Here is a 25,872-nt window from a genome sequence, read left to right as displayed (position 1 = left end):
CTCAGCTATCGTTCATTCCTGTCTGCTTTTGTTTGAATACCTGGGTTAAGCTATGAGGCCATACCGTCATGGCCAGGCTAATTATGTTCCTAACAGATTGGTAAGCGCGTCTGAAATATTCGCAAATCTGTACTGGAAACGGCTTTCTTCCTCGATCCGTCTATTAAGTACATAATTGCCTCCTAACACCACGATAGCCATTTCCCCAAAGAGCAAGCGAATTGCAAAAGCAGGTATATTCGGCAAAAATGAGGGTTTACGAAGCTGTTCATTAATTAGACGTACAAATATGGAATTGGTCACAGGTTCGGGCGCAACGGCGTTATAAATTCCCTGCCATTCCTTATCAAGAAGCGCTTGAGTAAACATCCGGCAGAGATCGTCAATATGAATCCAGGAGATGTACTGCTGTCCTGAACCCAGGGGAGCGCCCAGGCCGAATCGGGCGGGTTGAACGAGCTTCGACAAGGCTCCACCCTGCATGGACAGCACAATTCCAATGCGAAGCGTAACGGTCCGGATGCCCAGGCTGGCGACGTCATCAACCGAGCGCTCCCAGGCCCGAACCACCTGGGCCATGAAATCGGTCCCTCCGTCGCTGGTTTCGGTCAGAGGGCGGTCGCCGGTATCTCCTCCGTAGTAGCCAATGGCAGAAGCCGCCACGAACGATTCGACGTTGTGCCGGGTCGAACGCAGTGCGTTCGTGAGTAATTGAGTGGATTGCGTCCGGCTTTCGATGATGAGCCGCTTACGCTCATCCGTCCAGCGCTGCTCGGCAATACCGGCCCCCGCCAGATGAATGATGTGCTGGGCTGTCAGAATAGCCTGCGGATCAATATGGCCTTTCTCGACATTCCACTGGTAAACCGTAACGCCTGGAAGGTTTTTTTTAGCCGCCGAACGACTAAGGAGCGAAACCTGAAAGCCCTGCTGGAGAAGCAGTTCGGTAAGCCGGCGGCCAATGACGCCGGTACCGCCGGTGATTAAAACAGTCTTTGCCATACATGAAATGGGATAAGCCTGTTTAACCCGCGGTGAAAGGGTAATGTTACCCACCAACCTGAAGGATTAAGCTATCCCTAACCATTCAGATTGGTGAGATAAACTTATTTTAAAGCTGATAACTCCGTGCTGTTTTGGGCCGACGAACCGCCCCGCGCCGTTGCAGACATAGCAAATGCCCGCTTACCTTCGTCCAGAAAACCGGCGAAGTTATCCACATTCAGATCGTAGTTCTTTGGCTGCACCAGCAGCTTCCCGTCGTGATCGACCAGACAATAGTGGGGCTGTGCATTGTTGTTATAGCGAACAATCTGCAAATCGGCATTCTGAGCGCCGATGGTTTTCTTTTGCTTTTTGTCGTACGTTGACGTATACCATTCTGATTCGGGCAACTCGGTTTTGTCATCCACATACAGCGCCAGAATCACATATTCGTTTTGTAACCGGCGCAAAACCGGCTCTTCCGACCAGACCCGTGCTTCCATTTCACGGCAATTGACGCAGCCGTGGCCGGTAAAGTCTATAAAGATGGGTTTGTTTACTTTCTGGGCATAAGCCAGCGCCTGTTCGTAGTCGAAAAAACCCTGTAAACCGTGCGGCAGCCGAAACAGCTCGCTGTATTTTGGCTTTTCGGTCAGTGCATTTTGGGCGGGCACGGTATTGGATTCGGTTCGGAAACCAAAATCCTGCGTGGTTTCGGGCGGCAGATAACCCGCCAGCGCCTTCAGGGGGGCGCCCCACAAACCGGGAATCATGTACACAACAAAGGCGAACGTAACAATGGCCAGCAGCAGGCGCGGCACACTGACGGTTTTGGTTTCACTATCGTGCGGCAACCGGACTTTTCCGAGCAGATAAAAACCGATGAGGGAAAAAATAACAATCCAGAACGACAGGTAAACCTCGCGGTCGAGCAGGTTCCAGTGATAAACCTGATCGGCAACGCTCAGAAATTTCAGCGCCAGGGCCAGTTCCAGAAAACCCAGAACGACCTTCACCGAATTCAGCCAGCCGCCCGATTTGGGCAAACTTTTGAGCCACTGCGGGAAAGCCGCAAACAGTGTAAACGGTATGGCGAAAGCCGCCGAAAAAGCCGCCATACCAACAATCGGTTTTAACACTTCACCGCCCGCCGACGCTACCAGCAAACTACCGACAATTGGACCCGTACAGGAAAACGACACGAGCACCAGCGTGAAGGCCATAAACAAAATGCCCGGAATACCGCCTTTTTCGGCTTTAGCATCCATCGAGTTCACCAAAGAACTCGGCAGAACAATTTCAAATAACCCTAAAAACGATAAACCGAAGGCGAAGAAAATAGCGAAGAACAGGACGTTAGGCAGCCAGTGAGTGCTGACAAAATTGGCAAATGCCGGTCCATTGATGCGGGAGACGACCGTGCCGACCAGTACGTAGATTCCGATAATCGATAAACCGTACAGAACGGCTTTCCATAAACCGTTGTCCTGTTTGGTAAAATAGCTGACTGTCATCGGGATAATCGGAAACACGCAGGGTGTCAGCAGGGCCAGTAAGCCCGACAGAAAAGCGGCCACCATAAAACCCAGTAGCGACTCCTCGGTCTTCTCCGGCTGGCTGATCGTTTCCGAAACGGTTTCTGGCGTTGTATCCGGTTTTATCGTTTGGGTGCTGGCAACGGCCGTGTCAGCCGAGGGAGCAGCGGCAATTTGGGAAACCGTATCACGACCGGGACTGACTGCGGCCGGAGCGGGTTGTTCGGCAACAACGGCTTCCGTTGCGGGTGTCGTGGAAGCAGAAGCCGCGGCAGTGGCGGCAGTTTTAACCTGGACGGTAAATTCCTGTTCTGCGGGTGGCAGACAGCTATTGCCCGAGCAAGTCTGGTATTCCAGCGTCCCCTGAATAACGGGATTGGGTTTCAGAATTTTAATTTTCTGCACCAGCGAAGCTTTCTTTTCGAAAAACCGGACTTTACTACTCCAGATCTCTTCGAATTCTTCTTTTGGATTGAGCGAAGCAAACGGGCCAACTTTTTCAAAGCTGCCGTTTTCCTTCATCTTTAGCGTCGTTGGAATAGGACCGATATCCGGATTGAGATCCGATGAATACATGTGCCAGCCCGCGTCGATGGTGGCATTCATGCGAATTTCGATCACATCGCCTACGTTGGCTTCGGTTTTCGACGCGCTGAACGTCCAGTGAGTCGGGTCCGGCTGAATCTGCGCCGATGATTTCAGCGCGACGAAAAAAGCCGTCAGAAAGAGAAAAATAGTACTAACTGGTTTCATAACAATGGCTTACTGAACTGCCTGTCCTAACAACACGAATTTTGCAAAAATATCTCCAATCGGCTCAGAAATCATTCAGAACCCAAAAAAAACACCCTGCCGGAGCTCCAGCGGGGTGTTCTGCACAACCAACCTATGTTTATTAAGAGAGGATAAGGGTTTATAAAGGGCTTTGTTGTAATACGTTCATTGCTTCCTAAAAAGAAGCGGGTTTAGGGCACTCTCGGGTTTGCTGCCAATCGGATAGCTTTCCAGCCAAGTTGTCCAGTCGGCTTCCTGATAAGTATTGATCGGTCTGGTTATGGTTTGCTCCTGATCCATGTAAATCATCGTCATCACTTTCCGCGGCACATCGGATGTATTCGGCCCGGCCCGGTGAAACGTCCAGCCAGCATGGTAACTGACTTCCCCGAGTTCAAACGGCGTGTCGTTCACGTGGAAATTACGGCTGGTCAATTCTTCCTGAAGCACTTGCTCGCTTTCGTCGCTGATTTCCATGTTGCGGCCAATTTCTACGCTCTGGCTCTGCTCGGCAAACGCCAGCGGCCCCATTTCCATCGGTGTGTCCTGCAATGGAATCCAGACGGTGGTTGTCTTGGGCGATGATAAAGGCCAGTAAAACTGATCGGCGTGCCAGGGTGTAAAGCCGCCCGACGGTTCTTTGTAGAGGGCCTGATCGTGGTAAAGCCGTACACCGTCTACCCCCATCAGATCGGCGGCAATTTTGGCCAGTCGGCGCGAAAAGACGAACTCTCTGGCGGTTGAATCTTCCCGCCAGAGGTTCATGATTTGCAGAAAAGCCCGTTCGTAGGTGGTCCGCTCCTCCATTGACTTGGTCAGGGTATTGAGCTTAAGAACCAGTTGAGTAATTACGTCACCGTAATACTGAAGAACGTCCGGACTAAGTACATTTTTTAACTTGACGTATCCGTTTTTACGGTAAAAGGCAATAGCTTCCGGGCTGACGGTATACTCCTCGTCCAATTCCCGCAACAGAGAAGCTTTGTCAACGGTTACGTGCATATACTCAATGGGTTTAGGAAAAATCAGTGGTACAAAATTGATTCAATTGTTTCTTGTAAAAATTTAATTATTATCCCGATTACTGTATAATTTTGACTTTTTGTTCCCCAACGTACTCCTGGAGAGTAAAAATACTGCATGTTGTGAAAGCCTTATTTGAAAAAATTGAATTAGGTGACCATAATTCCCTGCGGGTAATCCATCTGGACCTGCCTTATTTCGACGCTCCCTGGCACTTTCATCCCGAATACGAACTGACGTATATCGTAAACAGCCACGGAAAACGTTTTGTGGGCGATCATATCGAACCATTTGATGCGGGTGATCTGGTACTCCTGGGGCCGAATCTGCCGCACTTCTGGCGGAATGATGACGATTATTACCGCCCCGATTCCGGACGCCGGGCCGAGGCCATTGTCGTGCAGTTCGCGCAGCTACTCGGCACAACATTACTCCCACAGCTCCCTGAAGCACAGCCACTGATGGACTTATTGAACCGCGCCCGGTATGGTTTGCGGTTCAGTACCAGAAAGGTTAAGGAGGTGCAGTACGCTATGGAAAACCTCTTGCATTGCGACGGTCTGCAACGGCTGCTGAACCTACTGGGCCTGCTCCAGCAACTGGCCGACGATCCGAATGCGCTGATGCTGGCCAGCGACAACTACGAGTTAAAAGCCAGTCAGGCCGAAACCGAGCGCATGAAACGGGTGCTGGACTTCATGCTGACGCATTTTCGGGAAGAAATCCGGGTCGATGACATTGCCTCCGTGGCGGGTATGGCACCGGCGGCTTTCTGCCGGTATTTCCGGAAGCGAACCCGCAAATCGTTTATCGAATACCTGAACGAACTCCGGATCAGTCACGCCCGGAAGTTGCTGGTACATTCCGACCTCAGTATCAGTCAGGTGGGGCTGGAGTGCGGATTCAATAATATCTCTCATTTTCACCGGCAATTCAAGCTCCACAACGGCACCACTCCCCTGAAATACCAATCCCTTCAACATAATAAGTAGAAGAGAACGAGATTGCTGTTTTTCTCCTTACTTTTGTATCTGTTTGTTAAATCGTTATCCATTCATTGACCGCCAATCGTTTTGGCGAACCGTTACTTATGTCGACTACAGCCACCTCCGTTGCCCGTGATACGCAGGTATTTGACCTCATCGCTAAAGAGCAACACCGTCAGGAGTCCGGTCTTGAACTGATTGCTTCCGAAAATTTTGTTTCCAAGCAGGTAATGGAAGCAGCCGGAACCGTCTTAACGAATAAATACGCCGAAGGCTTGCCCGGCAAACGGTATTACGGCGGATGCGAAGTGGTCGACGAAATCGAACAGATCGCCATCAACCGCGTCAAAGACCTTTTTGGAGCATCGTGGGCCAACGTGCAGCCGCATTCGGGCGCTCAGGCTAACACGGCGGTATTTGTGGCCTGCCTGAAACCGGGTGATACCATTCTGGGCTTCGATCTGTCGCACGGCGGTCACCTGACGCATGGTTCGGCGGTTAATATTTCCGGAAAATATTTCCGGCCTACGTTCTACGGCGTCGAAAAAGAAACGGGCGTGATCAACTACGACAAAGTGGAAGAAACCGCCCAGCGCGAACGTCCGAAGCTGTTAATCTGCGGAGCATCGGCCTACAGCCGCGATTGGGATTACGCCCGTCTGCGGGCCATTGCCGATTCGGTAGGGGCTCTTCTGCTGGCGGACATTTCGCACCCGGCGGGCCTGATTGCCAAAGGATTGCTGAACGACCCGATGGATCATTGCCACATTGTAACCACAACAACCCATAAAACGCTGCGTGGTCCCCGGGGTGGGATGATCATGATGCGGAATGATTTCGAAAACCCGTTCGGCATCACCACGCCCAAAGGCGACCTGCGCCTGATGTCGTCGCTGCTCGATTCGGGTGTATTCCCCGGCACGCAGGGCGGTCCGCTGGAACACATCATTGCCGCCAAAGCAGTTGCGTTCGGTGAGGCTCTATCCGATGATTTCGCGGAGTATGCCGACCAGGTTAAGAAAAATGCGCAGGCGATGGCTGCGGCTTTCCTGGCGCGGGGCTACCAGATCATTTCGGGCGGTACGGATAACCACCTGATGCTGATCGACCTGCGTTCGAAAGGATTGTCGGGTAAACTGGCGGAAAATACGCTCATCAAAGCCGACATTACCATCAACAAGAATATGGTTCCGTTTGATGATAAATCACCGATGGTAACCTCCGGTATGCGGGTTGGTACGGCCGCCGTCACAACGCGTGGCATGAAAGAATCTGACATGGAGCAAATTGTCGTATATATCGACGAAGTGTTGATGAACCACGACAACGAAGCCAAACTTCAGGTAGTGCGCGAAGAAATCAACTCCTGGATGAAAGCGTTTCCACTTTATAGTTAATTAATTTTGAATGAGTGAATGATAGAATGACCGGGCCGTTGGTGCGGCAGGTCAGCAGTGTTTGAAAATAGCAGCACGATTCTATCATTCACTCATTCGCTCATTCAAAATTAAATGAAGCCCATAGACCAAGAGTTTGATAGCGAAAATGAAGTTGATGATGGGTCAGAAATGACCTTTCTCGAGCATTTAGAGGAGCTTCGGTGGCACCTTGTCCGGGCGGTGGCATCCATTGCCGTGTTTGCTATTCTAGCTTTTATCTACATTCGCGAAATATACGATCTGGTCATTCTGGGACCGTCAACTCCCAGTTTCTGGACGTACCGGATGATGTGCAAGCTGTCGGAGAAAACCGGTTTCACCGATCTGTGTATTGAGAAATTGAATTTCACGCTCCAGAGCCGGGAGATGGCGGGCCAATTTACCATGGCTTTAACGGCCTCCCTGATGATTGGATTGCTGTTTGCTTTTCCGTACGCTTTCTGGGAAATGTGGCGGTTTATCATGCCGGGCCTGAAAGCTTCGGAGCGCCGGGCCGCGCGGGGAGCCGTATTTTTTGTAACAACGCTGTTTTTTGCGGGCGTTCTGTTCGGCTACTACATCGTTTCACCGCTGGCTATTAACTTCCTGGCTAATTTCCAGCTCGATCCGCGTATTGTCAACGAGTTTGATATCACTTCCTACATTTCTACCCTGGCTACGCTAACGCTGGGTTGCGGTCTGACCTTCCAGATGCCGATTGCCGCTTTTGTGTTATCGAAAATTGGTATTTTATCACCGCAGTTCATGCGCGAATACCGTCGTCATGCGCTGGTGGTGATCCTGATTGTGGCGGCTGTGATTACGCCCTCACCGGATATTTACAGCCAGATTCTGGTGGCAATTCCGCTGGTTCTGCTCTACGAAGTCAGTATCTGGGTTTCTGGCTATGTTCAGCGCATGCGGCTGAAAGACGAGCAGGAACTGATGAAGAGTGACGGTTACGAAGATTAAGGAAGAGAGGGCAGCTTAGGTTGCCCTTTTTTAGTTTAAAACTTTCCGGTCACGCCCAAGCGGAGAGCGGCTATACCCCGGCCCATTTCGGCAAAGCCGCCAATCTTTTGACTGAAATGATAAAAACTACCCACGTGTACACCCGGAATAAACCCTTTTAATCGCGGAATAAACCAGTCTTCCTGTTCAAATTCAGTGCGGTGAATGACCGTGCGCGTACCCACCGATAAGCCCACGTAAGGATCGAACTTATCATTTCCAACGCCCAGCGCATCGGCTAAATGAAAGGAACCACGAACGCCAAAACTGGCGTATTGCGACTTCCAGCGACGATCGCCAAATTTAGTGCCGTATAAAGCGTAGTCAAAAAAGCCCCCAACGCTGATGTTGTTAGGAAAGCCCAGTTCAAAGGAAGCCCCGTTGCACAACCCACCCAGGGCATATGACTGCATACCCAAGCCCAGATTAAGCATCTTCTCAATTTTCTGAGATGCCTGCGGGAAACCGGGTGTCAGGGCCGTATAGGCAACCAGCACAAGACAAAGTAGTAGGGTCTTCACAAGGGTTTGGTATGACGGCCTTTGTTGTTTACTGTTCAGGAAAGAGGACGTTTGCAGCCATCTAACTGACAAGACAAAGGTGAGAGCGAAACCAGGCAAATTCAATCGCAACAAGAATCAACTGTGAAAAGCACAAACTGAAGCGTTAAAAATCACACTTAAGCAGTAGGACCTTTTTAGTTGGAACAATAACCCTACAACGGGAAAACCGGACGTAAATTTCAATTTTAGAGAAAATAAATTGGACAAGGGCAGAAAGAACTACAGCGTTTTACGGCTAAAACACAATATCCAGATCAAATAGATCCCGGCTAGAATCAGTTTGACTCCCAACTAAATTACCGGTTTGACCCTTATTTTCTAGGTACCATTTACATAAACAAAACCCCGACAAACGCCGGGGCCTGTAATTCTAACCTTTTTATCTATATTCTGAAGATACACAACGGCACCGAAAAGTGTTGCAGGCGAAGTATTCAAAGAGAAGTTTACGGTTAATTTTGCGGTGAAACCTACGTGTTGACTTAGCGATTCTTTATGAAACCTGTTATACCGATTTATCTGCTGGTAGTAACACTCTTTCTGGTCGAGTGTAAAACCAGCCGCCCAACCACCGGAAAAGCCGTACACGCTCTGAGTGCTTCCATTGACACCCAGAACTTTCTGTCCTGCTGCGACTTCGGCACGAAGATGCCCGATGGCAACCCGGTTTGGTGCGAAGCGTCGGCGGTCTTATACGATAACGGAACGGTTTTCTTTGCCAACGACAAGGATATGCCTGCGGGCCTTAGCCCGGTGATGACCAAGCCCTGGAAAAGTCTGGCCGACTCCACCGCCCGACCAACGCCCCTACTGGCCGAAGCCTTTCGGACGGCGCGGAAATACGAGGATTTTGCAAGCAACAAAGAGTATGTTTTTCTGACCACGGCGTTCGACCGGGTAAAGCCGGGTTCATCGGACTGGGACAGCTACAACACCATTCTGTACTGGAAAAAAGGTCAGGAGGCTAATCCACAGGTGCTGGCTCCGGAGCGGGGCGCTAAAACGTCGGTGGCTTTTCGCGACCAGTTAGGGAAAGTGCTGGCACAGAACCGTCCCGCTTTTCCGAACGGAATGCCGTACTTTAAAGTGGAAGGTCTGGCCGTAATGGATACGCTGCTGCTGTTTGGCATCCGGGAAGAAGGCGAGAAATTCGACAAGTTCGATTACCGGGTTCGTGTTGTCGCCGTGCCGTTCTTTGTCGAAAAAACCGGAAGCAGCGAGCGGATTGTGCTAAAAAACAACTGGCGGATTGTCGCCGATTTTGATCCGTCAACGGTTACCGAACTGCCCAAACCGCTCGCGCTATCGAGTCTTGAATACGACCGTAACCGCAACCTATTCTGGATGCTCACTTCCATTGAAAGCAACGGCCAGCTGGATGCCTACGTCTGGACGATCAAGCCCGAAGACCTCCTGAACAACCGCCCGCCGACGCTGCTGCGGGACGCGAACGGTCAGCCTGTGCATTTCAATCACAAAGCCGAGGATCTGACGTTCCCGGACGCGCATCATGTGCTGGTCATTCACGACGACGACCGCACCAATACCACGGTAGGCACGCAGACTCGTCAGCCCAACCAGGCCGCTTATACGGTTCTGAGAATTAATCCGTGAGCGTTCCCATACGGCCGCTCTGGTAGTCCATCACGGCCTGCCGGATTTCCTGCTCGGTATTCATTACAAACGGGCCGTAGGAAACCACCGGCTCGTTGATGGGTTCGGCCGAACCAAGTAAAATACGGGAATCGCTGGTGGCCCGGACGTGCAGTTCGTCGCCATCGTTTTGAAAAACAACCAGCGTCCGCCCGGTTACTTCGCGCTCACTGACAATTACCGACCCGTTCAGGAGATAGAACAAAACGGTACGGGAAGCTTCAATTCGACGGATGAAAGAACCGCCCTCCAACATGGTTACGTTTGCCAGTTCAACGTCGTAAACCGGCTGAACCGGCCCGGTGGTTTCATTCCAGACTCCGGATGTAACGGCCACCGTTACGTTGCCGCCATCGAGCGTTACGCTGGGAATTTCGTCCTTTTGTAAGCCCACATAATGCGGGTCAACTCCTTTAAAACGGGCCGGCAAATTCGTCCAGAGCTGGATGAGTTCAACCGGTCCGCCCTTTTCCCGAAACTCTTCGGACGAGCTTTCGGAATGCACCAGGCCCCGGCCCGTGGTCATCCACTGAACACCGCCGGTTCGGATGGTGCTGGAAAAACCGCTGCTGTCGCGGTGCCGAACATCGCCCTCATAAATAAACGTTACGGTTTCGAATCCCCGATGGGGGTGTGGGCCAAACGGCAAACCGCTGTTGTGGGCCGGAAACGTGGTAGGTCCGTGGTGGTGCAGCAACAAAAAAGGGTCGAGTTGGTCAAGACCGTTGGCCGGAAGCGGCTGATGCATGGTTAGCGGGCCCAGTTTCTGAGCCTGAGGTTTAATAACGGTCCGAATAGTACGTTGACTCATGGCGTTGCCAGACCGAAGTCCGATCAGTTTTTGATGTAATCTTCTTTTCGTAAACCAGCCCTTACAGCTTCAGCCAGCTAGCCCGAACGGGTTCTCCCCAGAATAACGTGGCTTTCTGTTCAAATTCTTCTGCCGAATCGGTTGTGTAGAATTTCAGGCTCTGGCCTTTGGTACACTGGGCGTCAATTTCCGGATGGCGTTGCAGATAATCCGCCAGGCTGTGAGCGACGATATCGCCCTGGCTCAGAATAGTCAGGTGTTCGGGCGTAAACTGGCGAATTTTGGGCAGCAGCAACGGATAATGCGTACAGGCCAGCAAGAGCGTATCAATCTCCGACGAGCGTTCGAGAAGGTGCTCCAGGTGCTTTTGGACGAAGTAATCCGCGCCGGGGCCGTCGTGCTCACCGTTTTCAACCAGCGGAACCCACATTGGACACGCTTCCTGGTAGACGTTCAGGTCCGGGAAAAATTTCTCAATCTCAACCGTATACGATTCTGACGTAACCGTGCCGCGCGTGGCCAGAATCCCGATGTGACCGGTTTTTGAATACCGGCCAATTACCTCCGTTGTAGGTCGGATAACGCCCAACACCCGCCGGTCGGGCGCGATAACGGGCAAATCAAGCTGCTGAATGTTCCGTAACGCCTTGGCTGAAGCCGTGTTGCAGGCCAGAATCACCAGACGGCATCCCAGTTGAAACAAATGCTGAACGCATTCGAGCGTGTACTGATAAACCGTCTCAAACGAACGGGTGCCGTAGGGCGTGCGGGCATTGTCGCCCAGGTAAACGTAATCATACTGCGGCAACTGCCGAACAATGGATTTCAAGACCGTCAGACCGCCGTAGCCGGAGTCGAACACGCCAATGGGTTGAGTGGGGGTCATGCCGCAAATATACGGCTTTTACTTCCGCACACTCGTGTCGGTCGGAGCGGTGGCCGCCGTGGCGCTTTTTTGTTTAGCCTGCTCCTTGGCCCGGCGCCGGAAGAAGCCCCGAAACAGGAAGTTATGCTGTAGGGCTTCCATGTTTTCATCCAGTTTCTGGCTGCTCGTTTCCAGATTATGAATTGTGCTTTTCAGGTCGTTATTAACCACTTCATCGTTTAGCAGCGATCCAATGGCATTGTTATTGGAATTCAGTTTTTCGGTGGCCCGTCTCACGTTCGTCGTTGCTTCGACCGCCGTGTTCGAGACATCCTTCAACCGGGCGGTTGACGCCCGCAAATCCCGGACAATGGTGGTATCGGAAACCAGATCATGCGCCAGCGTCCCTTTGGCATTGAGTTGGGACGCAAACTGATTCAGGGAGCCGGAAGCCGAACTCAACGACCGGGTAACCTGAGCCGCACTATTGGAAGCCGCCTGTAGGTTCGCCATCGTATTCTTGAACCGGGTGGCCATCGTCGAATCCCGCAGAACTGCGCCCGCAACGCCCTTGCCTTTCAGCACTTCATCCAGAATTTTTTTAGCATCGGTCGTGACCCGGAGCAGGTTGTTGTTGTTGGCCTGCAACGTCGTCATGATTTCCTCGGTATTGAGAGCCGCTTTGGTATGCAGAATATCGCCGTCTTCGACAACCGGCGAGTTGGTGCTTCCACCAACAATTTCAACAATTTTGTTACCAATCAAACCATCCGTGCTCAAAGCCGCCTGCGCATCTTTGCGAATGTACTGCTGTACATCTTCTTCAATGTTCATGGTCACTTCAACCTGCGAGTTACCGTAAAACTGAATACGACGAACGGTACCGACTTTGACCCCGGAAAACCAGACGTTGGCTCCGGACTGCAAACCGCCTACGTTATTAAAAATGGCATTCACCCGAATGCTCTTGACAAACCGTTTCTGTTTTCCGCCCAGTACCATGATGCCGGTTACCAGAATGACGATGCCGATTAATACAAAAATACCGACGGAAATAGCCCGCTTATTCTCTGCAGCTTTCATTGCGTGTCTTTTTAGGTATGGATTTTACTCCTGAATCCTTGATGTAATGTCTTTACTTGTACCCGTTTATAGTCAGTAGGTTGCCTGTAACCTATCCCTGTTTAACGGGTTACTTATCAATCAATAAAGTTGTACTCATAAAACTGTTTTACGCGCTCATCGTTTGGATCTTCGAAAATTTCTTCGAACGTTCCCTGCCGCTCAAACCGGCCATCAAGCAGCATCGCAATCCGGTCGCCAACGGTTTTGGCGCAGGTTAAGTCGTGCGTGATGATAATCGAAGACGTATTATGGCGCTCCTGCACCTCATTAATGAGGTTGTTGATCTCGTTGGACGTAATGGGGTCCAGACCCGCCGTTGGCTCATCATACAGCATAATCTCCGGTTTCAGAATTAGCGTACGGGCAATCCCGATCCGCTTTCGCTGTCCACCCGACAGTTCTGACGGCATCTGGTTGATGGTCTGGCTTAGCCCGACATCTTCCAGGGCTTCTTCAACGGCTTTGTTTATTTCCGCGCGGCTCAGGTTGCGAACGTTCCGGATCAGCGGAAATTCCAGGTTCTCGCGCACGGTCATGCTGTCGTACAAGGCACTGCTCTGAAACGAGAAGCCGATTTTAAGCCGTAGTGCATCCAGCTCCCGGCTGTTCAGTTGGCTAACATCCTGCCCCAGTACATTTACCGTTCCTTCGTCCGGTTCCAGCAGCCCGGAGATAATCTTGATCAGGACCGACTTTCCGGTACCGGAACGGCCCAGCACAACCAGGTTTTCACCCTGGTACAAATCCAGATCGACCCCCCGAAGTACGTGCAGATCGCCAAACGAGATTTTCAGGTTACGGATTGTGATAACCCCTTCTTTCTGGTCGTTATATCGCGGTTGTTTAGGATTCATATCTACACGGCGCGAATGGCATTAATAATCTGCAAAGCCAGCAATTCTTCAATGAACACGAGAAACATCGACGTTACCACCGATGAATTGGCCGCCCGGCCAACCCCTTCTGTCCCTTTTGATGAATGATAGCCCTTGTACGAACCCACCATACCGATTGTAAACCCGAAAACAATCGATTTCACCACCGTCGAATTAATGTCCAGGAAAGAAATTGAGCTAAAGAACTGGTCGATAAACGTCATAAAGCTGGTGGCTTCATTTTGGTGGACATTCACGTAGGACCCCAGCATCCCGAGCAAAATAAAAAACATCGCCAGCGTCGGGATCATAAAGGTAGTAGCCACAACACGACTGACAACCAGAAATTTAAACGGGTTGGTCCCCGACACTTCCATGGCTTCGATCTGCTCCGTCACCCGCATCGAGCCCAGCTCGGCGCCAATGTTGGACCCCACCCGCCCGGAAGCAATCAGGGCCGTAACCAGCGGAGCCAGTGCGCGCACCAAGGCAATGGAAATCAGCGAGGGAAGCCAGGAGGTCGCGCCAAACGTAGCCAGCGACGGACGCGACTGGTTGGTGAACACAATCCCGGTGATAAAACCCGTCAGCGAAATGAGCGGCAGTGATCGCACGCCCACCTCGTAACATTGCCGGATGATTTCCTTCCCTTCATAGGGCGGAACAAATACTTCTTTAAAAAATTGCGCCATAAACGATGCTACATCGCTTAACGCCAGAAATATACGGTCGAACCGCCGGGAAACCACCGGCTTGGCCGACGAGTCACTTTTTGATGAGGTTGTGCTGGCTTGCATCAGTAAAAATCAATGGAACCGGGCAAAATTAATTTATGGTTTATTATTTACCGTTTTTAGTTGCCATTACTCGATAATTAGCCGATTATCTATGTTATCAAGAACGGGTTGCAACCGATAAATCCTAAACAGCTTTTTGTACTCTCTAATAACTGGTTTTGAGGATACAAGGTTAGATTTTGTTAGATTTGGCATTCGAAAAACATGAAATACCTGCGTATTCTCTTAAAAACCCTGTTAGGTCTGGTCGGAATTATTCTGCTTTTCCTGGCCGTTAGCCTGGCACCGGTCAGCGACACCCCGTACCGAAAAACCGATTATTACGCCCACACCCGGCAACGGCTTCTTCACCTGCCCAGGCCCCTCCGCCCCCAGACGGGTCTACAGGCAGGATGGGCAAAAGTGAACCTGACGCCCTCTTTTACCACCCCAACGGGTGGGTATGGGGTCCGCCGGGGGGAACACTGGAAAACCGTGAGCGATTCCATCTATGTCCGGACGGTCGTGTTGACCAACGGCAGCACCAAAGTAGCCCTTGTTGCGCTGGACCTCCTGATTACGCCCCCCACCGTAACAGAACAACTCAAAAAAAGATTGCCGGAAATCGGATTTCAGTGGGAGAACGTATTTACCGGAGCCATTCACAGCCATAATAGCCTGGGCGGCTGGGCCCCCGGACTGGTCGGCGGACTCTTTGCGGGCGAGTTCGACCAACGGGTGGTGGATCATATTACCAATGCCGTTCTGAAATCGATTACACTGGCCCAGCGGCAACTGGCTCCGGCGGAGGTGGGTTTTACGCAGATTGCGGCCCCCGAACTGGTGTACAACCGCATGAACAACGAAGGAGAGGTGGATGGTAACATCCGGCTTTTGAAACTTCGGAAAAAAACCGGTGAATCGGCGCTGCTTTGCACGTATGGGGGCCACGCTACCATCTTCCGGGCAGCGGATGCGCAGTACCTGAGCCGCGATTATCCGGGTGTACTGGTCGATCAACTCGAAAAACAATCGGGAAGCTTTGCTCTTTTTATGGCCGGATCGGTGGGGAGCACGGGTTCGAAGGTTCGCGAAGAAAAGGATGTTTTCCGCACCATCCGAAATTATGCCGACAGCCTGACAAACCGGATCGTCCCCGCCCTGCCGCAAGTAAAAACCCGACCAGATAGTACACTCGAACTGCTAACCCTGCCGCTGGAATTGCGCGAACCACACCCGCGCGTGGTCGGCAACTGGCGGGTCCGCCCCTGGCTGTTTTATTCCGTTTATGGTGATTATCCGTCGGATTTGAAAGCCCTGCGGATTGGCCAGACGGTTCTGCTCGGCACGCCCTGCGATTTTTCGGGAGAGCTGGTGCCAGCTCTCCTCCGTCAGGCGGGTCAGAAAGGATTTAATTTAATGGTGACGAGCTTCAACGGTGGCTATGTCGGCTATATTACCCCGGATCAATATTACCACAAGCAGGCTTACGAAACACAAACCATGAACTGGTTCGGGCCGGAAAACGGCGCTTACTTCGTTGAAATGATGAAGGGCCTGTTGGTGCGGCTGTAATCAAGGGTCTGGTACCATAAAAATCTTCGTGCAGATTAGGAAAGATTCACAGCGCCACTATATTTGTATGCGCAACTATCTGTGAGATATTTCTGAAAACCCGGCATGAAGTCCCTGATTAAAGCCCTCCTGCATTCCATTCCGTATATCAGAAATATGCGGATTCAACTGGAACAATACCAAACCATGTACCCGCCCGGCCATTATTACAGTCCGATTGTGGATGCTAAGGAATTGGCCGCATTACGCACGACTGTTTTCTCCCGCAAGCCCCGTCCGATCAAAGCCATTCGCCTGTGCAGGCACACGCAGTTTCAACTCCTACAGGCATTTGCGCTGGGCTATTACGATACCGTTCCCTTCCCGACCACTAAACAACCAGACTTTCGATACTACTTCGAGAATGATCTGTTCAGCTACGGGGATGCTATTATTTTACATTCCATGCTGCGCCATTTCCGCCCCCGCCGGATTGTTGAAGCCGGATCGGGTTTCAGTTCGGCGGTCATGCTGGATACCAGCGAATTATTTTTAGACAACTCACTGGCTCTGACGTGCATTGACCCGAACCCCGAGCGGCTGCACAGTCTGCTCCACCCTCAGGACCGGGGAAACCCAACGGTGTTGGTCACCAAACTTCAGTCTGTTCCTCTGGAGACGTTTGACACGCTGGCTGCGAATGATATCTTTTTTGTGGACTCTACCCACGTGGCCAAAACCGGTAGCGATGTTAATTACATCTTTTTTGAAATTCTGCCCCGGTTGAAAAGCGGAGTTCTGATTCACTTTCACGACATTTTTTACCCCTTCGAATACCCCGAAGAATGGGTGCTGGGCTGGAAAGGGTTCGGCTGGAACGAAAGCTACATGCTGCGCAACTTCATGATGTATAATGAGTGCTTCGAAATTGTGTTTTTCAATTCCTTCATGCACCAGCATTATACTTCCTGGATTTCAAAAAATATGCCCCGTTACAACTATAATCCGGGCGGAAGCATCTGGTTACGGAGAAAGTAACCTACTCAGTTTCCCACCAATGCGTATTCGGAACCGTCGCTCCCAGTACCACCACTTCGCCAATCCGGGGGGTGGCGACTTTCGTGCCCAGGTCCGCCGACCGTTTGAGCAGGCGCTGAATCGGGTCGCGCCAAGTATGCAGGGCCAGATTAAACTTACCCCAGTGAATCGGGATGAGTAAATCAGCTTTCACGTCGAGTTGTGCCTGAGCGGTTTGTTCAGGCATCATATGAATATCAATCCAGTCTTCATTGTACGCGCCACACTCCAGCAACGCCACATCGAACGGCCCGTATTTCTCCCCGACGGTTTTCAGTCCCGGATAGTAACCCGTATCCCCGCCGTAGTAAACCCTTTTCTGCGTACCGAGCAGGGCCCACGACGCCCAGAGCGTGGTGTTCCGGTTGGTCAGGCCGCGGCCTGAGAAGTGCCGGGCCGGAGCGCAAACCAGCGTCAGATCGCCCAGTTTGGCCGATTCGTGCCAGTCCAGTTCCGTAATCTGCTCCGGCGCAATGCCCCACTTTTCCAGGTGAGCGCCCACGCCCAGCGGCACAAAAAACCGTTCTACTTTGCTTTTTAGCCGGATAAACGTTTCGTAATCCAGGTGGTCGTAATGATCGTGGGACAGAATAACGGCGTCAACCTTCGGCAGTTCCTCCACGTCCATGTAGTGGTTGTACGGAAACCGTTTTGGCCCGCTAAAGGATGCAAACGAAGCCCGTTCACTAAATACCGGGTCGGTCAGCAGCGTTTTGCCCTGAATGCGAATCAGCAGCGACGAATGCCCGAACCAGCTAATGGCCACCTGCTCCGGCCCACCCGTTCCTTCAAAAAGTGCAGCATCGAACGGCACCGTCTGGATCGTGTCGGCTGGTTCAGACCCCGGTACGCCCGTGAGCATCTTCCAGGTTGCCAAAACCAGCTTGCCCGGCGACATATCGAGGCTGGTTGGCACCAGATTCTGAAACGTGCCGTCTTTATAATTGGGTGATGCCTGGATGCGTTTCAGCCGGTCGCCGGTCGCGTTGGCCCCAAACTGCGGAGAAAGATTGACAAAGGCAACCACGGCCAGTATTAGTAAAAGCAGGAGCGAAACAGAAATAAAGGCCATTCTTTTGATAACTTTTTTCATGAAAGTGGTGGGCAGCCTGTCAGGCATACGACTGGAAACAAGCTGATTCTCCGGGTAGTTCCGGCCCCGTTTAAAAACGATGCACCTATCTTCCTCAACCAGACTGGCCCGGATGCCGATGTGCGCAAAGGATACTGAATGGCCTTCAGAGCGTTGCTTTATATCCTAAAAAAAACGGCGGGTCGTTCCACCCGCCGTTGAAGAGCAAATCCTTAAAATAGAAAGCTTTTACTGATCACTTAACACGGTTGAACACAAACAAATCGACGAATGCCCATTTGCCGCCTTCTTTTTTACCGCGCTGAATGACGAGTTGGTTGTCGGAGCGTTTTTCGTAAATAATCCGGACCTGACCGTCTGATTTTTCAAACAACGCCTGATTTTTCTTGGCTTCAATGAACGAATACCGGTCCGACTGGTCTTTTTCTTCTGACCCAATCAAACCCGGCTTGAAGTGTTTGACAAGAACAATCGGGCCCTGTTCGGTTTGTTCGAAAATCAGCATTTCGTACATCGTTACCTTATTGTCTTTCATCATCCGCATGAAACCGGGCAGGTTGTCCCCTTCAGGAGCGGCCCAGGCAGCATCAATCGGCCCGCCATTAAACGTACCCCGCCAGCGGCCTTCCATAAAAGCAACATCAGACAACGATCCTTTCTGGGCAAAAACCGTCGGGGCCATCAGGAAACTACAAAAAACAACCAGTGAGAAAGATGCCAAACGGCGCAGCGCACGAAAGCGAGAGTTGGTAAATAAGTGCATGGGAATAGGTTTTATGATCGGCAAGATACTAAAATCTCTCTGATGAGACGCGGCCATTTGCTTTTTTGCAAACCCCTATAGACCTTGCTGATCCGAACTCTCCTAAACCCGTATGACTACCAACACTTTCAGGATGAAGTGGTTCCGACACCTTCTGACGCCAATCACCTGCGTTTACTTTCTGGCCCTGCCGCCCGCAACCGCTCAGTCGCTCCAGGCCGGTCCGCACGATTTGCAATTCGCCCAGTTACCAACCCGCTGGGACGAAGCCCTGCCGTTGGGAAACGGTACGTTGGGAGCCTTGATCTGGCAGAAGGCCAACCACGTACGGTTTTCGCTGGACCGGGTTGACCTGTGGGACCTGCGCCCGATGAAAGGAATTGACCGACCCGAATTCAGTTACCGCTGGGTGCAGGGGCAGGTTATGAAGAAAGACTACAAGATTGTTCAGGAGTATTTCGACAAACCGTACGATCAGGAACCCGGTCCGACCAAGATTCCGGGGGCAGCCCTGGAATTTGACACCCAGGGCTGGGGAGCCGTACAGTCGGCAAGGCTGTTGATCCGCGACGCTGTGGCGGAAGTAAAATGGCAGAACGGGGCTGTTTTGCGTTCTTTCGTCCATGCCACCGAACCCGTCGGCTGGTTTCGTTTTGAGAACCTACCGGCCCGGTTTTCGCCCACGCTGATTCCGCCCGCTTACGGAAAGCCGGTTCAGGAAAAAGCCGAAAACGCCGTGGTCGATGGTGATGATCTGGTCCGACTGGGCTACGCGCAGGGTATGGTTTCGCGCCAGAACAACAAAATCACGTACCACCAGACCGGCTGGGGTGGTTTTACGTATGATGTAACGGTACAGTGGACCCAGAAAGGCAAAACGGTGGAAGGCACCTGGACCATCACGTCTGACTATCCCCAGAAAAAGAAAACGCTTGTTCCCATCAAACCCGTTGGCCGAACGTATGCCGCCGATCTGGCGTCGCACCGCGACTGGTGGCACCGGTTCTGGTCAAAATCGTCGCTGCACGTGCCGGACCCCGTGCTTTTGAAACAGTGGCATCTGGAAACGTATAAGTTTGGTGCTACGGCCCGCGCCGACACCCCGCCGATTTCCCTGCAAGCCGTCTGGACCGCCGACAATGGCCGGATTCCACCCTGGAAAGGCGATTATCACCACGACTTGAATACCCAACTAAGTTACTGGCCGAGCTATAGCGGTAACCATCTCGAAGAAAGCATTGGGTACATCAACCACCTGGAAGAAAACCTGCCAACGTACCGCGATTACACCAAACGGTTTTTCGGGACCGACGGTATTGCCGTGCCGGGCGTTACCACCTTGACTGGCAAGGAAATGGGTGGCTGGATTCAATATTCGCTCTCGCCCACGGTTTCGTCCTGGCTGGCCCATCATTATTATTTACAATGGAAGTATAGCCAGGATGCGAATTTTCTGCGTCAGAAAGCGTATCCCTGGCTGAAAGGCGTGGCGCAGCACCTGGAACAAGTGACGGTTCTGGACGAGAATGGCAAACGCAAACTGCCCATCAGTTCAAGTCCGGAGATTAAAAATAATAGTCTGGAAGCCTGGTTCACCACTAACACCAATTACGATCTGGCGCTGATGAAGTTCGTGTTCAAAGCCGCCACGGAAATGGCAACGGCGCTGGGCAACGACACTGACGCCAAACGCTGGCAGGCCATTCAAAACCAGTGGGACGAGTTTGCGCTTACTGAACAAAAGGAGTTGATGTTTGCCGCCAGCCTACCCTACAACGAATCGCACCGCCATTTCTCCCACGTCATGGCAATTCATCCGCTGGGCCTGATTCGATGGGAAGACGGCGAAGCTTCACAGCAGATCATCCGGAATTCGCTGGCCCTCCTCGACCGCGTTGGGCCGGATTGGTGGTGTGGCTACTCATACGCCTGGCTGGGCAGTCTGAAAGCACGGGCCAAAGACGGTAACGGTGCCCGCGAAGCGTTACACACCTTTGCTTCGGCCTTTTGCTCTCCGAATTCGTTCCACCTGAACGGCGATCAGACCAAGTCCGGAAAGTCGAAGTTTACCTATCGTCCGTTTACGCTGGAAGGCAACTTTGCCTTTGCCGCCGGTTTGCAGGAAATGCTGATTCAGAGTTATGCCGGTTTTATTGAAGTGTTTCCGGCCATTCCGGCGAGCTGGCAGGAATCCAGTTTTACGGATTTACGAACCGAAGGCGCTTTTCTGGTCAGTGCCCAACGCCGGGACGGCGCTGTAACGGAAATTACAGTAAAATCAGAGAAAGGCGGCACTACCCGGCTGAAATTGCCTTTCCGCAAACACAGTATTAAAGCATCGAAACAAGCCACGGTTGAACCTACCGAAGCCGGTTTTGTAACCGTAAAATTGCAACCCGGCGGGTCGGTAACGTTGGTTAATCAATAACTTAGTTGTCTTTTCGGCGGGTCGTATCCCGTTTTTCCAGCGTTGCGCCCACACCAAAGGCATTCGGTTCGCTCGGTGGCACCACCCGGACTTTGCGTTTGCCCCGGCTTTCGCGCGGATTGATTACCGTGCCGGGCGTGGATACGGGTTCCGCAGCCGGGGCTGTCATGGGCACACCGTTCGAGGGCGTCACCACGGGCGAAATCGTCGTGGGCAACTGCTGCGGATTCTGGCGCACTGTTGTATCCCGTTGCGCGTAGCAGGCCAGAGCAGAAAAACTAAAAAGCAGGGAAAACAAAAGCCGGTTCATACCATAAAGATTAGTTGTAGAATGAAACGAAATGCAACGGCTTTTGTTAGAACCAACGGCACTAGGCTTTGGGCGGTTTCCGGAAGCCGTGCCGCTCCACCCAAAATCAGTTTACATCATGAAGTATAACCTTTTAGGCAATACGGGCCTGCTGGTTTCTGAACTCTGCCTCGGCACCATGACGTTCGGCGGCAAAGGCATGTGGACGGCTATTGGCCAACTGGACCAGGACCCCGTCGATCAACTGGTGAAACGCTCCATCGACGCCGGAATTAACTTTATCGACACGGCCAATGTGTATTCAGAAGGGCTATCGGAAGAACTGACCGGGCAGGCCATTCACAATCTGGGTCTAAGGCGCGATGATCTGGTCATTGCAACCAAGGTGCGGGGTAAAATGGGCGAAGGACCCAACCAGATCGGACTGAGTCGGAAACACATTCTGCAACAGGCCGAAGAAAGTCTGCGCCGGTTGAAAACCGACTACATTGACCTGTACCAGATTCACGGATTTGACTTTCTGACTCCTCTGGAAGAAACGCTCCGGGCTCTGGACGATCTGGTTAGCAGCGGAAAAGTGCGCTACATCGGAGCCAGCAACCTGGCGGCCTGGCAACTGATGAAAGCCCTCTCCTACTCCGAACACAAGGATGTAGCCCGCTTTGTGTCGCTCCAAGCCTATTACACCATCGCAGGCCGCGATCTGGAACGTGAAATCGTGCCCCTGCTGCTGGACCAGAAAGTCGGTTTGATGGTGTGGAGTCCGCTGGCAGGCGGTTTTTTGAGTGGCAAATACGGTCGCAACAAAAATCCGGAAGATGCCCGCCGGGCCAATTTTGATTTTCCGCCCGTCAACAAGGAGAAAGCATTCGACATTCTGGACGTTATGGAACCGATTGCGGCCGAAAAAGGCGTTTCGGTGGCTCAGGTGGCACTGGCCTGGCTGCTACACCAACCTGCCGTTACCACCGTAATTATCGGTGCCAAGAAACCCGACCAACTCGAAGACAATCTGAAAGCCGTTGATGTGGTGTTGAGTACCGACGAACTTACGAAGCTGGATGAAGTCAGCAAACTAGCCCCCGAATATCCGGGCTGGATGGTGGAACGCCAGATGAGCGATCGAAAAAAATACATCGCATAAACCATAAAAAAAGCCAGGGTCAACCCTGGCTTTTTTTATGGTTGAAACCGTTAGCGCTTAGTTCATAACAACCAGACGCGTAGGGGCTTCCGTAGGTTTTGAGTTTAAATTCACCTCTTTGCGGATGCTGCCCTCTTTTGATTTCACTTCGAGCTCATAGGTTCCATTGGCTAAATCAGCAACGTCCAGTTTAACGGCGTATTTCTGTGCTTTTTTACCAACAAATTGCTGGAAAAGCACCCGGCTGTTTTTATCACGCAACAGAACGACAACGGGTTCCGCCGACGTTTTTTCGACCGCCAGCCGAATCTGGTTGTTAACCGTTACGTAGGCGCTGGCATCGAACGAAAGGGCTTTCGGAGCAGCCGCCGGGTCAACAGAAGTAGTGCTTAAGAGAGCAGTGCAGATCAGGTTACTCAAAAGGTTCATCATGATATTTGTTGTTTAGTAATGGTCCGTCAGCGCGGTATTGTTTATGTCGTAGTACTGTTGTTTAGCTGTTCTCCTTATCTATATACCAACCTTATGCCAACAATTTTACAGAAACATAACACCCTATTAGTCAAACACTTGACCGATTGACAAGTTACTATATCTGTACGAATCCGGACACCCTCTGTTCACTTGCGGACAAAAGCGGACGCTTTATTAGTAGCGTTAAAACCGTCTTTGCACGTTATTTGCTTGTAAAACCATATCAATTACACCTTACGTTTTGCTATCAAATTCAATCACACAATTATGAAAAAAATTCTTTTGAATGTGGTGGTTTCGCTCGCCATTGTTGGTTTTGCCCAAACGGCCTCGGTCTCAGCGTCGGTTGTTGATTTTTCTACAACCGTCCGTTCAGCTTTTCAGGCGAATACAGATTCAACCGTAGCCCTGCTTGATAAAGCCGTAGCAGCCAACGCCAAAGGCGACAAGGCCGGAACCGTACAAGCGTTGCAGGCCAGCACCACGGCCCTCGAAGCCGAAGCCAAAAGCAGCACAGGCAGTCTGAAGGATAAACTAGTGGGGCAGGTCAGTAACCTGAAAAAACTGATTCCGCTGGCGCAGGCCGGTTTGCTCAAAGGCAATATGCTGCAAAAAGCCGTGAGTCTGGCTAAAACGGCCCTCGGTGCCAATCAAATTGAAAAGCTCATTGGGAGCGGCAATCTGATCTCGAAAGTCAGCGGTTTGACCAAAAATCTTAATCTGGTTAAAACGGGTCTTTCGGTAGTGGGCGGCAGCACCGCCAGTTCCGGCAACTCGCTCATCAATACCGCCCTGGGCAGCCTGTCAAAATTGGGCAAGGGTGGCGCTGTAGCAAAAGCCGCCGAACCCGCTGTAAAAAGTCAACTCAACAGCGTACTGGGGCTTGTAAAGGGAATTCTGTAAGAAAACCGTTAGCGGACAGGTAACAAAAAAGCCCGGTGCAAACGCCCCGGGCTTTTCCAGCTCAACTCTAACCCTTAAACACACACAAACAATCTTTATTAGAATACTGAATAACAAATCCTGATTAAACCGCTGACGGCCTGCCGGTTACTAATCCTGTTTATTGCCCGATGGCAAACGAGTAGCCAATCGATGCGCTCAAACCCCGGTTACGGATCGGAAGCTGGATAAATGGCAAATCATACTGCCGTGAAAAACCGTGTTCGTAGCGCGCTTCGACAAAGAATTTACCGGCTCCGGCTTCGGCGCTCAGTCCAAGCCCACCGATGGCGCTAAAATCCCAGCGGTTGTAATTGAGCATCCCCATATTCATATCCACATCCATCGGCTGGCTCCGGAAAATACCGCTGGTACGGGTTCGAATACGGCCGTTGACGGCATAACCGGCGGCTCCACCCGCCAGCATATAAAACTGCACGGGGCCCTCGTTCAGGTTGATTTTGGCCAGAACCGGCAGTTCTACATACCGCGTCTGGTAAGCAACCCGGGCACCGAGTGGCAGGTCCCAGCCGCCCAACGGCAGTTTAAAACCTTCATCAATCAAAAATCCTTTCTGAATATACGAGATTTCGGGCCGGATGCTGACACGCTCACTGACCGGCGCTTCGACAAAAAACGCGCCCGTCAGACCGGGTGACAGCCGAAAGGTAGGTGAAAAATTATCCAGAAATTCGGGTTTGGAAACTGCGCCCCAGTTGGCACCCGCCCGAAAGCCGACCTGAACCTGAGCCGATGCGGTTTGAATCAATAAAAAGGCTAGTGCGGCTATTCCGGCCAGTGTAAATCGTTTCATGATTGATAAAAATAGGTTGGTTGTCCATCGCAAACGGTCTCATTTTCGGATGCCGTTTGTTTCTGCAATCTGATGCTTTGACAGGTACGGACACCAATGGATTAATGCCATTTTACTTTTTTATCAATTTTTATTTATATGCTGGCCGCCAAACCCGGCTTTTCATTCAAAACATTGTCCTGATTTTTTGGATTTACTACGTAATCGATTAATCTGCTGATGAATGGATTATAAACCGCCAACGCAATACAGCTTTTTGCCGAAACCGCTTGACAAACTCGATTTCATAGGTCTTTTCGAGAAGGACCCGTTTGGCAATTCCTTATTTATCAAGCGCATTCTGATTGCCGTTATAGGCTGGATTACCTATTTCCGGTATACGCTTTATAATAAACTTAAAATTGAAGGCACCGAATATCTGGAGAACTTACCGGTCAGCAATGTGATTTTCCTTTCCAATCATCAGACCTATTTTGCCGACGTAATTGCCTTCTTCCACATTTTTTGCAGCGTTAAGTGGGGATTTAAAAACACGATTGTACCGCCGGTTTACCTGCTCTGGCCCCGCGCCCGCAATTATTACGTAGCGGCCAGCGAAACCATGAAAGGCGGCTTACTGCCCCGTATTTTTGCCCTGGGAGGTGCCATTCAGGTCGAACGGTCGTGGCGGTCGCAAGGACAGGATGTCCGTCGGGAAGTGGATAGTACGGCCAATGAACGCATCGTGCGGGCGCTTGAACACGGTTGGGTGGTTAGTTTTCCGTAGGGAACCACCAGCCCCTATGCTCCGATCCGGAAGGGTACAGGCCACATTCTGAAAACCGCTAACCCCATCGTAATTCCGGTAGTAATCAACGGCTTTCGGCGAGCCTTC

24 protein-coding genes are annotated in these 25,872 nt (G+C 51.5%); 10 read left to right on the top strand and 14 right to left on the bottom strand.

The genetic code is table 11. From position 1 onward, the window contains the following. Window positions 1-81 precede the first annotated feature (81 nt). The 3 genes from LX87_RS00795 to LX87_RS00785 form a co-directional block, all read right to left on the bottom strand. Window positions 82-1,002, bottom strand: coding sequence for a TIGR01777 family oxidoreductase (locus LX87_RS00795; RefSeq protein ID WP_111626276.1), 921 nt, complete (start codon window positions 1,000-1,002; stop codon window positions 82-84). Window positions 1,003-1,106: 104 nt separating this feature from the next. Then, entirely contained in the window at window positions 1,107-3,272 is a 2,166-nt protein-coding gene (locus LX87_RS00790; protein ID WP_111626275.1) for a protein-disulfide reductase DsbD family protein, read from the bottom strand. Between the two features lie 186 nt (window positions 3,273-3,458). Further along, on the bottom strand, window positions 3,459-4,295 hold the full coding sequence (locus tag LX87_RS00785) for a phytanoyl-CoA dioxygenase family protein (RefSeq protein ID WP_111626274.1): 837 nt from the start codon (window positions 4,293-4,295) through the stop codon (window positions 3,459-3,461). 143 nt (window positions 4,296-4,438) lie between these two features. On the opposite strand from LX87_RS00785, the gene LX87_RS00780 reads away from it, so the two are divergent. From LX87_RS00780 to tatC, 3 genes are all read left to right on the top strand, one after another. Beyond that, window positions 4,439-5,308 carry a helix-turn-helix domain-containing protein gene (locus LX87_RS00780; RefSeq protein ID WP_111626273.1) on the top strand — a complete coding sequence of 290 codons (870 nt, stop codon included), beginning with the start codon at window positions 4,439-4,441 and terminating at the stop codon, window positions 5,306-5,308. Window positions 5,309-5,406: 98 nt separating this feature from the next. Continuing rightward, complete coding sequence (glyA, locus tag LX87_RS00775) at window positions 5,407-6,699, top strand: serine hydroxymethyltransferase (RefSeq protein ID WP_111626272.1); 1,293 nt, start codon at window positions 5,407-5,409, stop codon at window positions 6,697-6,699. A 114-nt stretch (window positions 6,700-6,813) separates the two neighbouring features. Continuing rightward, window positions 6,814-7,692: a twin-arginine translocase subunit TatC gene (gene tatC / locus LX87_RS00770; RefSeq protein ID WP_111626271.1), complete on the top strand. Its 879-nt coding sequence runs from the start codon at window positions 6,814-6,816 to the stop codon at window positions 7,690-7,692. A gap of 35 nt (window positions 7,693-7,727) precedes the next feature. On the opposite strand, the gene LX87_RS00765 is transcribed toward tatC, so the two are convergent. Continuing rightward, window positions 7,728-8,252 (bottom strand): hypothetical protein, encoded by a 525-nt coding sequence (locus LX87_RS00765; protein ID WP_146624409.1) that lies wholly within the window; start codon window positions 8,250-8,252, stop codon window positions 7,728-7,730. Between the two features lie 537 nt (window positions 8,253-8,789). On the opposite strand from LX87_RS00765, the gene LX87_RS00760 reads away from it, so the two are divergent. Then, a complete protein-coding gene (locus LX87_RS00760; RefSeq protein ID WP_111626269.1) occupies window positions 8,790-9,908 on the top strand; it encodes a hypothetical protein in 1,119 nt (372 codons plus the stop codon). Here LX87_RS00760 and LX87_RS00755 read toward each other — a convergent pair. From LX87_RS00755 to LX87_RS00735, 5 genes are all read right to left on the bottom strand, one after another. Next, window positions 9,898-10,758 (bottom strand): pirin family protein, encoded by an 861-nt coding sequence (locus LX87_RS00755; RefSeq protein ID WP_111626268.1) that lies wholly within the window; start codon window positions 10,756-10,758, stop codon window positions 9,898-9,900. The genes LX87_RS00760 and LX87_RS00755 overlap by 11 nt on opposite strands. A 61-nt stretch (window positions 10,759-10,819) precedes the next feature. Next, window positions 10,820-11,644, bottom strand: a complete 825-nt coding sequence (gene murI / locus LX87_RS00750; RefSeq protein ID WP_111626267.1) for a glutamate racemase — start codon at window positions 11,642-11,644, stop codon at window positions 10,820-10,822. Between the two features lie 18 nt (window positions 11,645-11,662). Beyond that, on the bottom strand, window positions 11,663-12,706 hold the full coding sequence (locus LX87_RS00745; protein ID WP_111626266.1) for an MlaD family protein: 1,044 nt from the start codon (window positions 12,704-12,706) through the stop codon (window positions 11,663-11,665). A 116-nt stretch (window positions 12,707-12,822) separates the two neighbouring features. Then, window positions 12,823-13,602 carry an ABC transporter ATP-binding protein gene (locus LX87_RS00740; protein ID WP_111626265.1) on the bottom strand — a complete coding sequence of 260 codons (780 nt, stop codon included), beginning with the start codon at window positions 13,600-13,602 and terminating at the stop codon, window positions 12,823-12,825. Between the two features lie 2 nt (window positions 13,603-13,604). Then, entirely contained in the window at window positions 13,605-14,420 is an 816-nt protein-coding gene (locus LX87_RS00735) for an MlaE family ABC transporter permease (RefSeq protein WP_111626264.1), read from the bottom strand. Window positions 14,421-14,624: 204 nt separating this feature from the next. Between LX87_RS00735 and LX87_RS00730 the strand changes: the two genes are divergently transcribed. Both LX87_RS00730 and LX87_RS00725 read left to right on the top strand, forming a co-directional pair. Further along, window positions 14,625-15,974, top strand: coding sequence for a neutral/alkaline non-lysosomal ceramidase N-terminal domain-containing protein (locus LX87_RS00730; RefSeq protein ID WP_111626263.1), 1,350 nt, complete (start codon window positions 14,625-14,627; stop codon window positions 15,972-15,974). A 105-nt stretch (window positions 15,975-16,079) separates the two neighbouring features. Beyond that, entirely contained in the window at window positions 16,080-16,991 is a 912-nt protein-coding gene (locus tag LX87_RS00725; RefSeq protein WP_111626262.1) for a class I SAM-dependent methyltransferase, read from the top strand. Between the two features lies 1 nt (window position 16,992). On the opposite strand, the gene LX87_RS00720 is transcribed toward LX87_RS00725, so the two are convergent. Together LX87_RS00720 and LX87_RS00715 are read right to left on the bottom strand one after the other, a co-directional pair. Further along, window positions 16,993-18,123: an MBL fold metallo-hydrolase gene (locus tag LX87_RS00720; protein ID WP_111627427.1), complete on the bottom strand. Its 1,131-nt coding sequence runs from the start codon at window positions 18,121-18,123 to the stop codon at window positions 16,993-16,995. A gap of 235 nt (window positions 18,124-18,358) precedes the next feature. Further along, the gene (locus LX87_RS00715; RefSeq protein ID WP_111627426.1) at window positions 18,359-18,805 is read right to left on the bottom strand and encodes a DUF6265 family protein; all 447 of its coding nucleotides are present in this window, start codon (window positions 18,803-18,805) and stop codon (window positions 18,359-18,361) included. A 193-nt stretch (window positions 18,806-18,998) separates the two neighbouring features. On the opposite strand from LX87_RS00715, the gene LX87_RS00710 reads away from it, so the two are divergent. After that, window positions 18,999-21,314: a glycosyl hydrolase family 95 catalytic domain-containing protein gene (locus tag LX87_RS00710; RefSeq protein WP_229310502.1), complete on the top strand. Its 2,316-nt coding sequence runs from the start codon at window positions 18,999-19,001 to the stop codon at window positions 21,312-21,314. A 1-nt stretch (window position 21,315) separates the two neighbouring features. Here LX87_RS00710 and LX87_RS00705 read toward each other — a convergent pair whose 3' ends face one another. Beyond that, window positions 21,316-21,624: a hypothetical protein gene (locus LX87_RS00705; protein ID WP_111626260.1), complete on the bottom strand. Its 309-nt coding sequence runs from the start codon at window positions 21,622-21,624 to the stop codon at window positions 21,316-21,318. A 118-nt stretch (window positions 21,625-21,742) separates the two neighbouring features. Here LX87_RS00705 and LX87_RS00700 point away from each other — a divergent pair, with 118 nt between their 5' ends. Next, a complete protein-coding gene (locus tag LX87_RS00700; protein ID WP_111627425.1) occupies window positions 21,743-22,768 on the top strand; it encodes an aldo/keto reductase in 1,026 nt (341 codons plus the stop codon). A 57-nt stretch (window positions 22,769-22,825) separates the two neighbouring features. Here the strand turns inward: LX87_RS00700 and LX87_RS00695 are convergent, their stop codons facing one another. Beyond that, window positions 22,826-23,200 carry a hypothetical protein gene (locus LX87_RS00695; protein ID WP_111626259.1) on the bottom strand — a complete coding sequence of 125 codons (375 nt, stop codon included), beginning with the start codon at window positions 23,198-23,200 and terminating at the stop codon, window positions 22,826-22,828. Window positions 23,201-23,509: 309 nt separating this feature from the next. On the opposite strand from LX87_RS00695, the gene LX87_RS00690 reads away from it, so the two are divergent. Continuing rightward, complete coding sequence (locus LX87_RS00690) at window positions 23,510-24,145, top strand: hypothetical protein (RefSeq protein WP_111626258.1); 636 nt, start codon at window positions 23,510-23,512, stop codon at window positions 24,143-24,145. Window positions 24,146-24,305: 160 nt separating this feature from the next. Here the strand turns inward: LX87_RS00690 and LX87_RS00685 are convergent, their stop codons facing one another. Continuing rightward, window positions 24,306-24,998, bottom strand: a complete 693-nt coding sequence (locus LX87_RS00685) for a porin family protein (protein ID WP_111626257.1) — start codon at window positions 24,996-24,998, stop codon at window positions 24,306-24,308. Between the two features lie 223 nt (window positions 24,999-25,221). Here LX87_RS00685 and LX87_RS00680 point away from each other — a divergent pair, with 223 nt between their 5' ends. Continuing rightward, window positions 25,222-25,764, top strand: a complete 543-nt coding sequence (locus tag LX87_RS00680; RefSeq protein ID WP_310587867.1) for a lysophospholipid acyltransferase family protein — start codon at window positions 25,222-25,224, stop codon at window positions 25,762-25,764. Window positions 25,765-25,872 lie beyond the last annotated feature (108 nt).

The organism is Larkinella arboricola, from assembly GCF_003259745.1.
Classification (GTDB): Bacteria; Bacteroidota; Bacteroidia; order Cytophagales; family Spirosomataceae; genus Larkinella; species Larkinella arboricola.
This window is presented reverse-complemented; position numbering and strand designations above follow the sequence as displayed.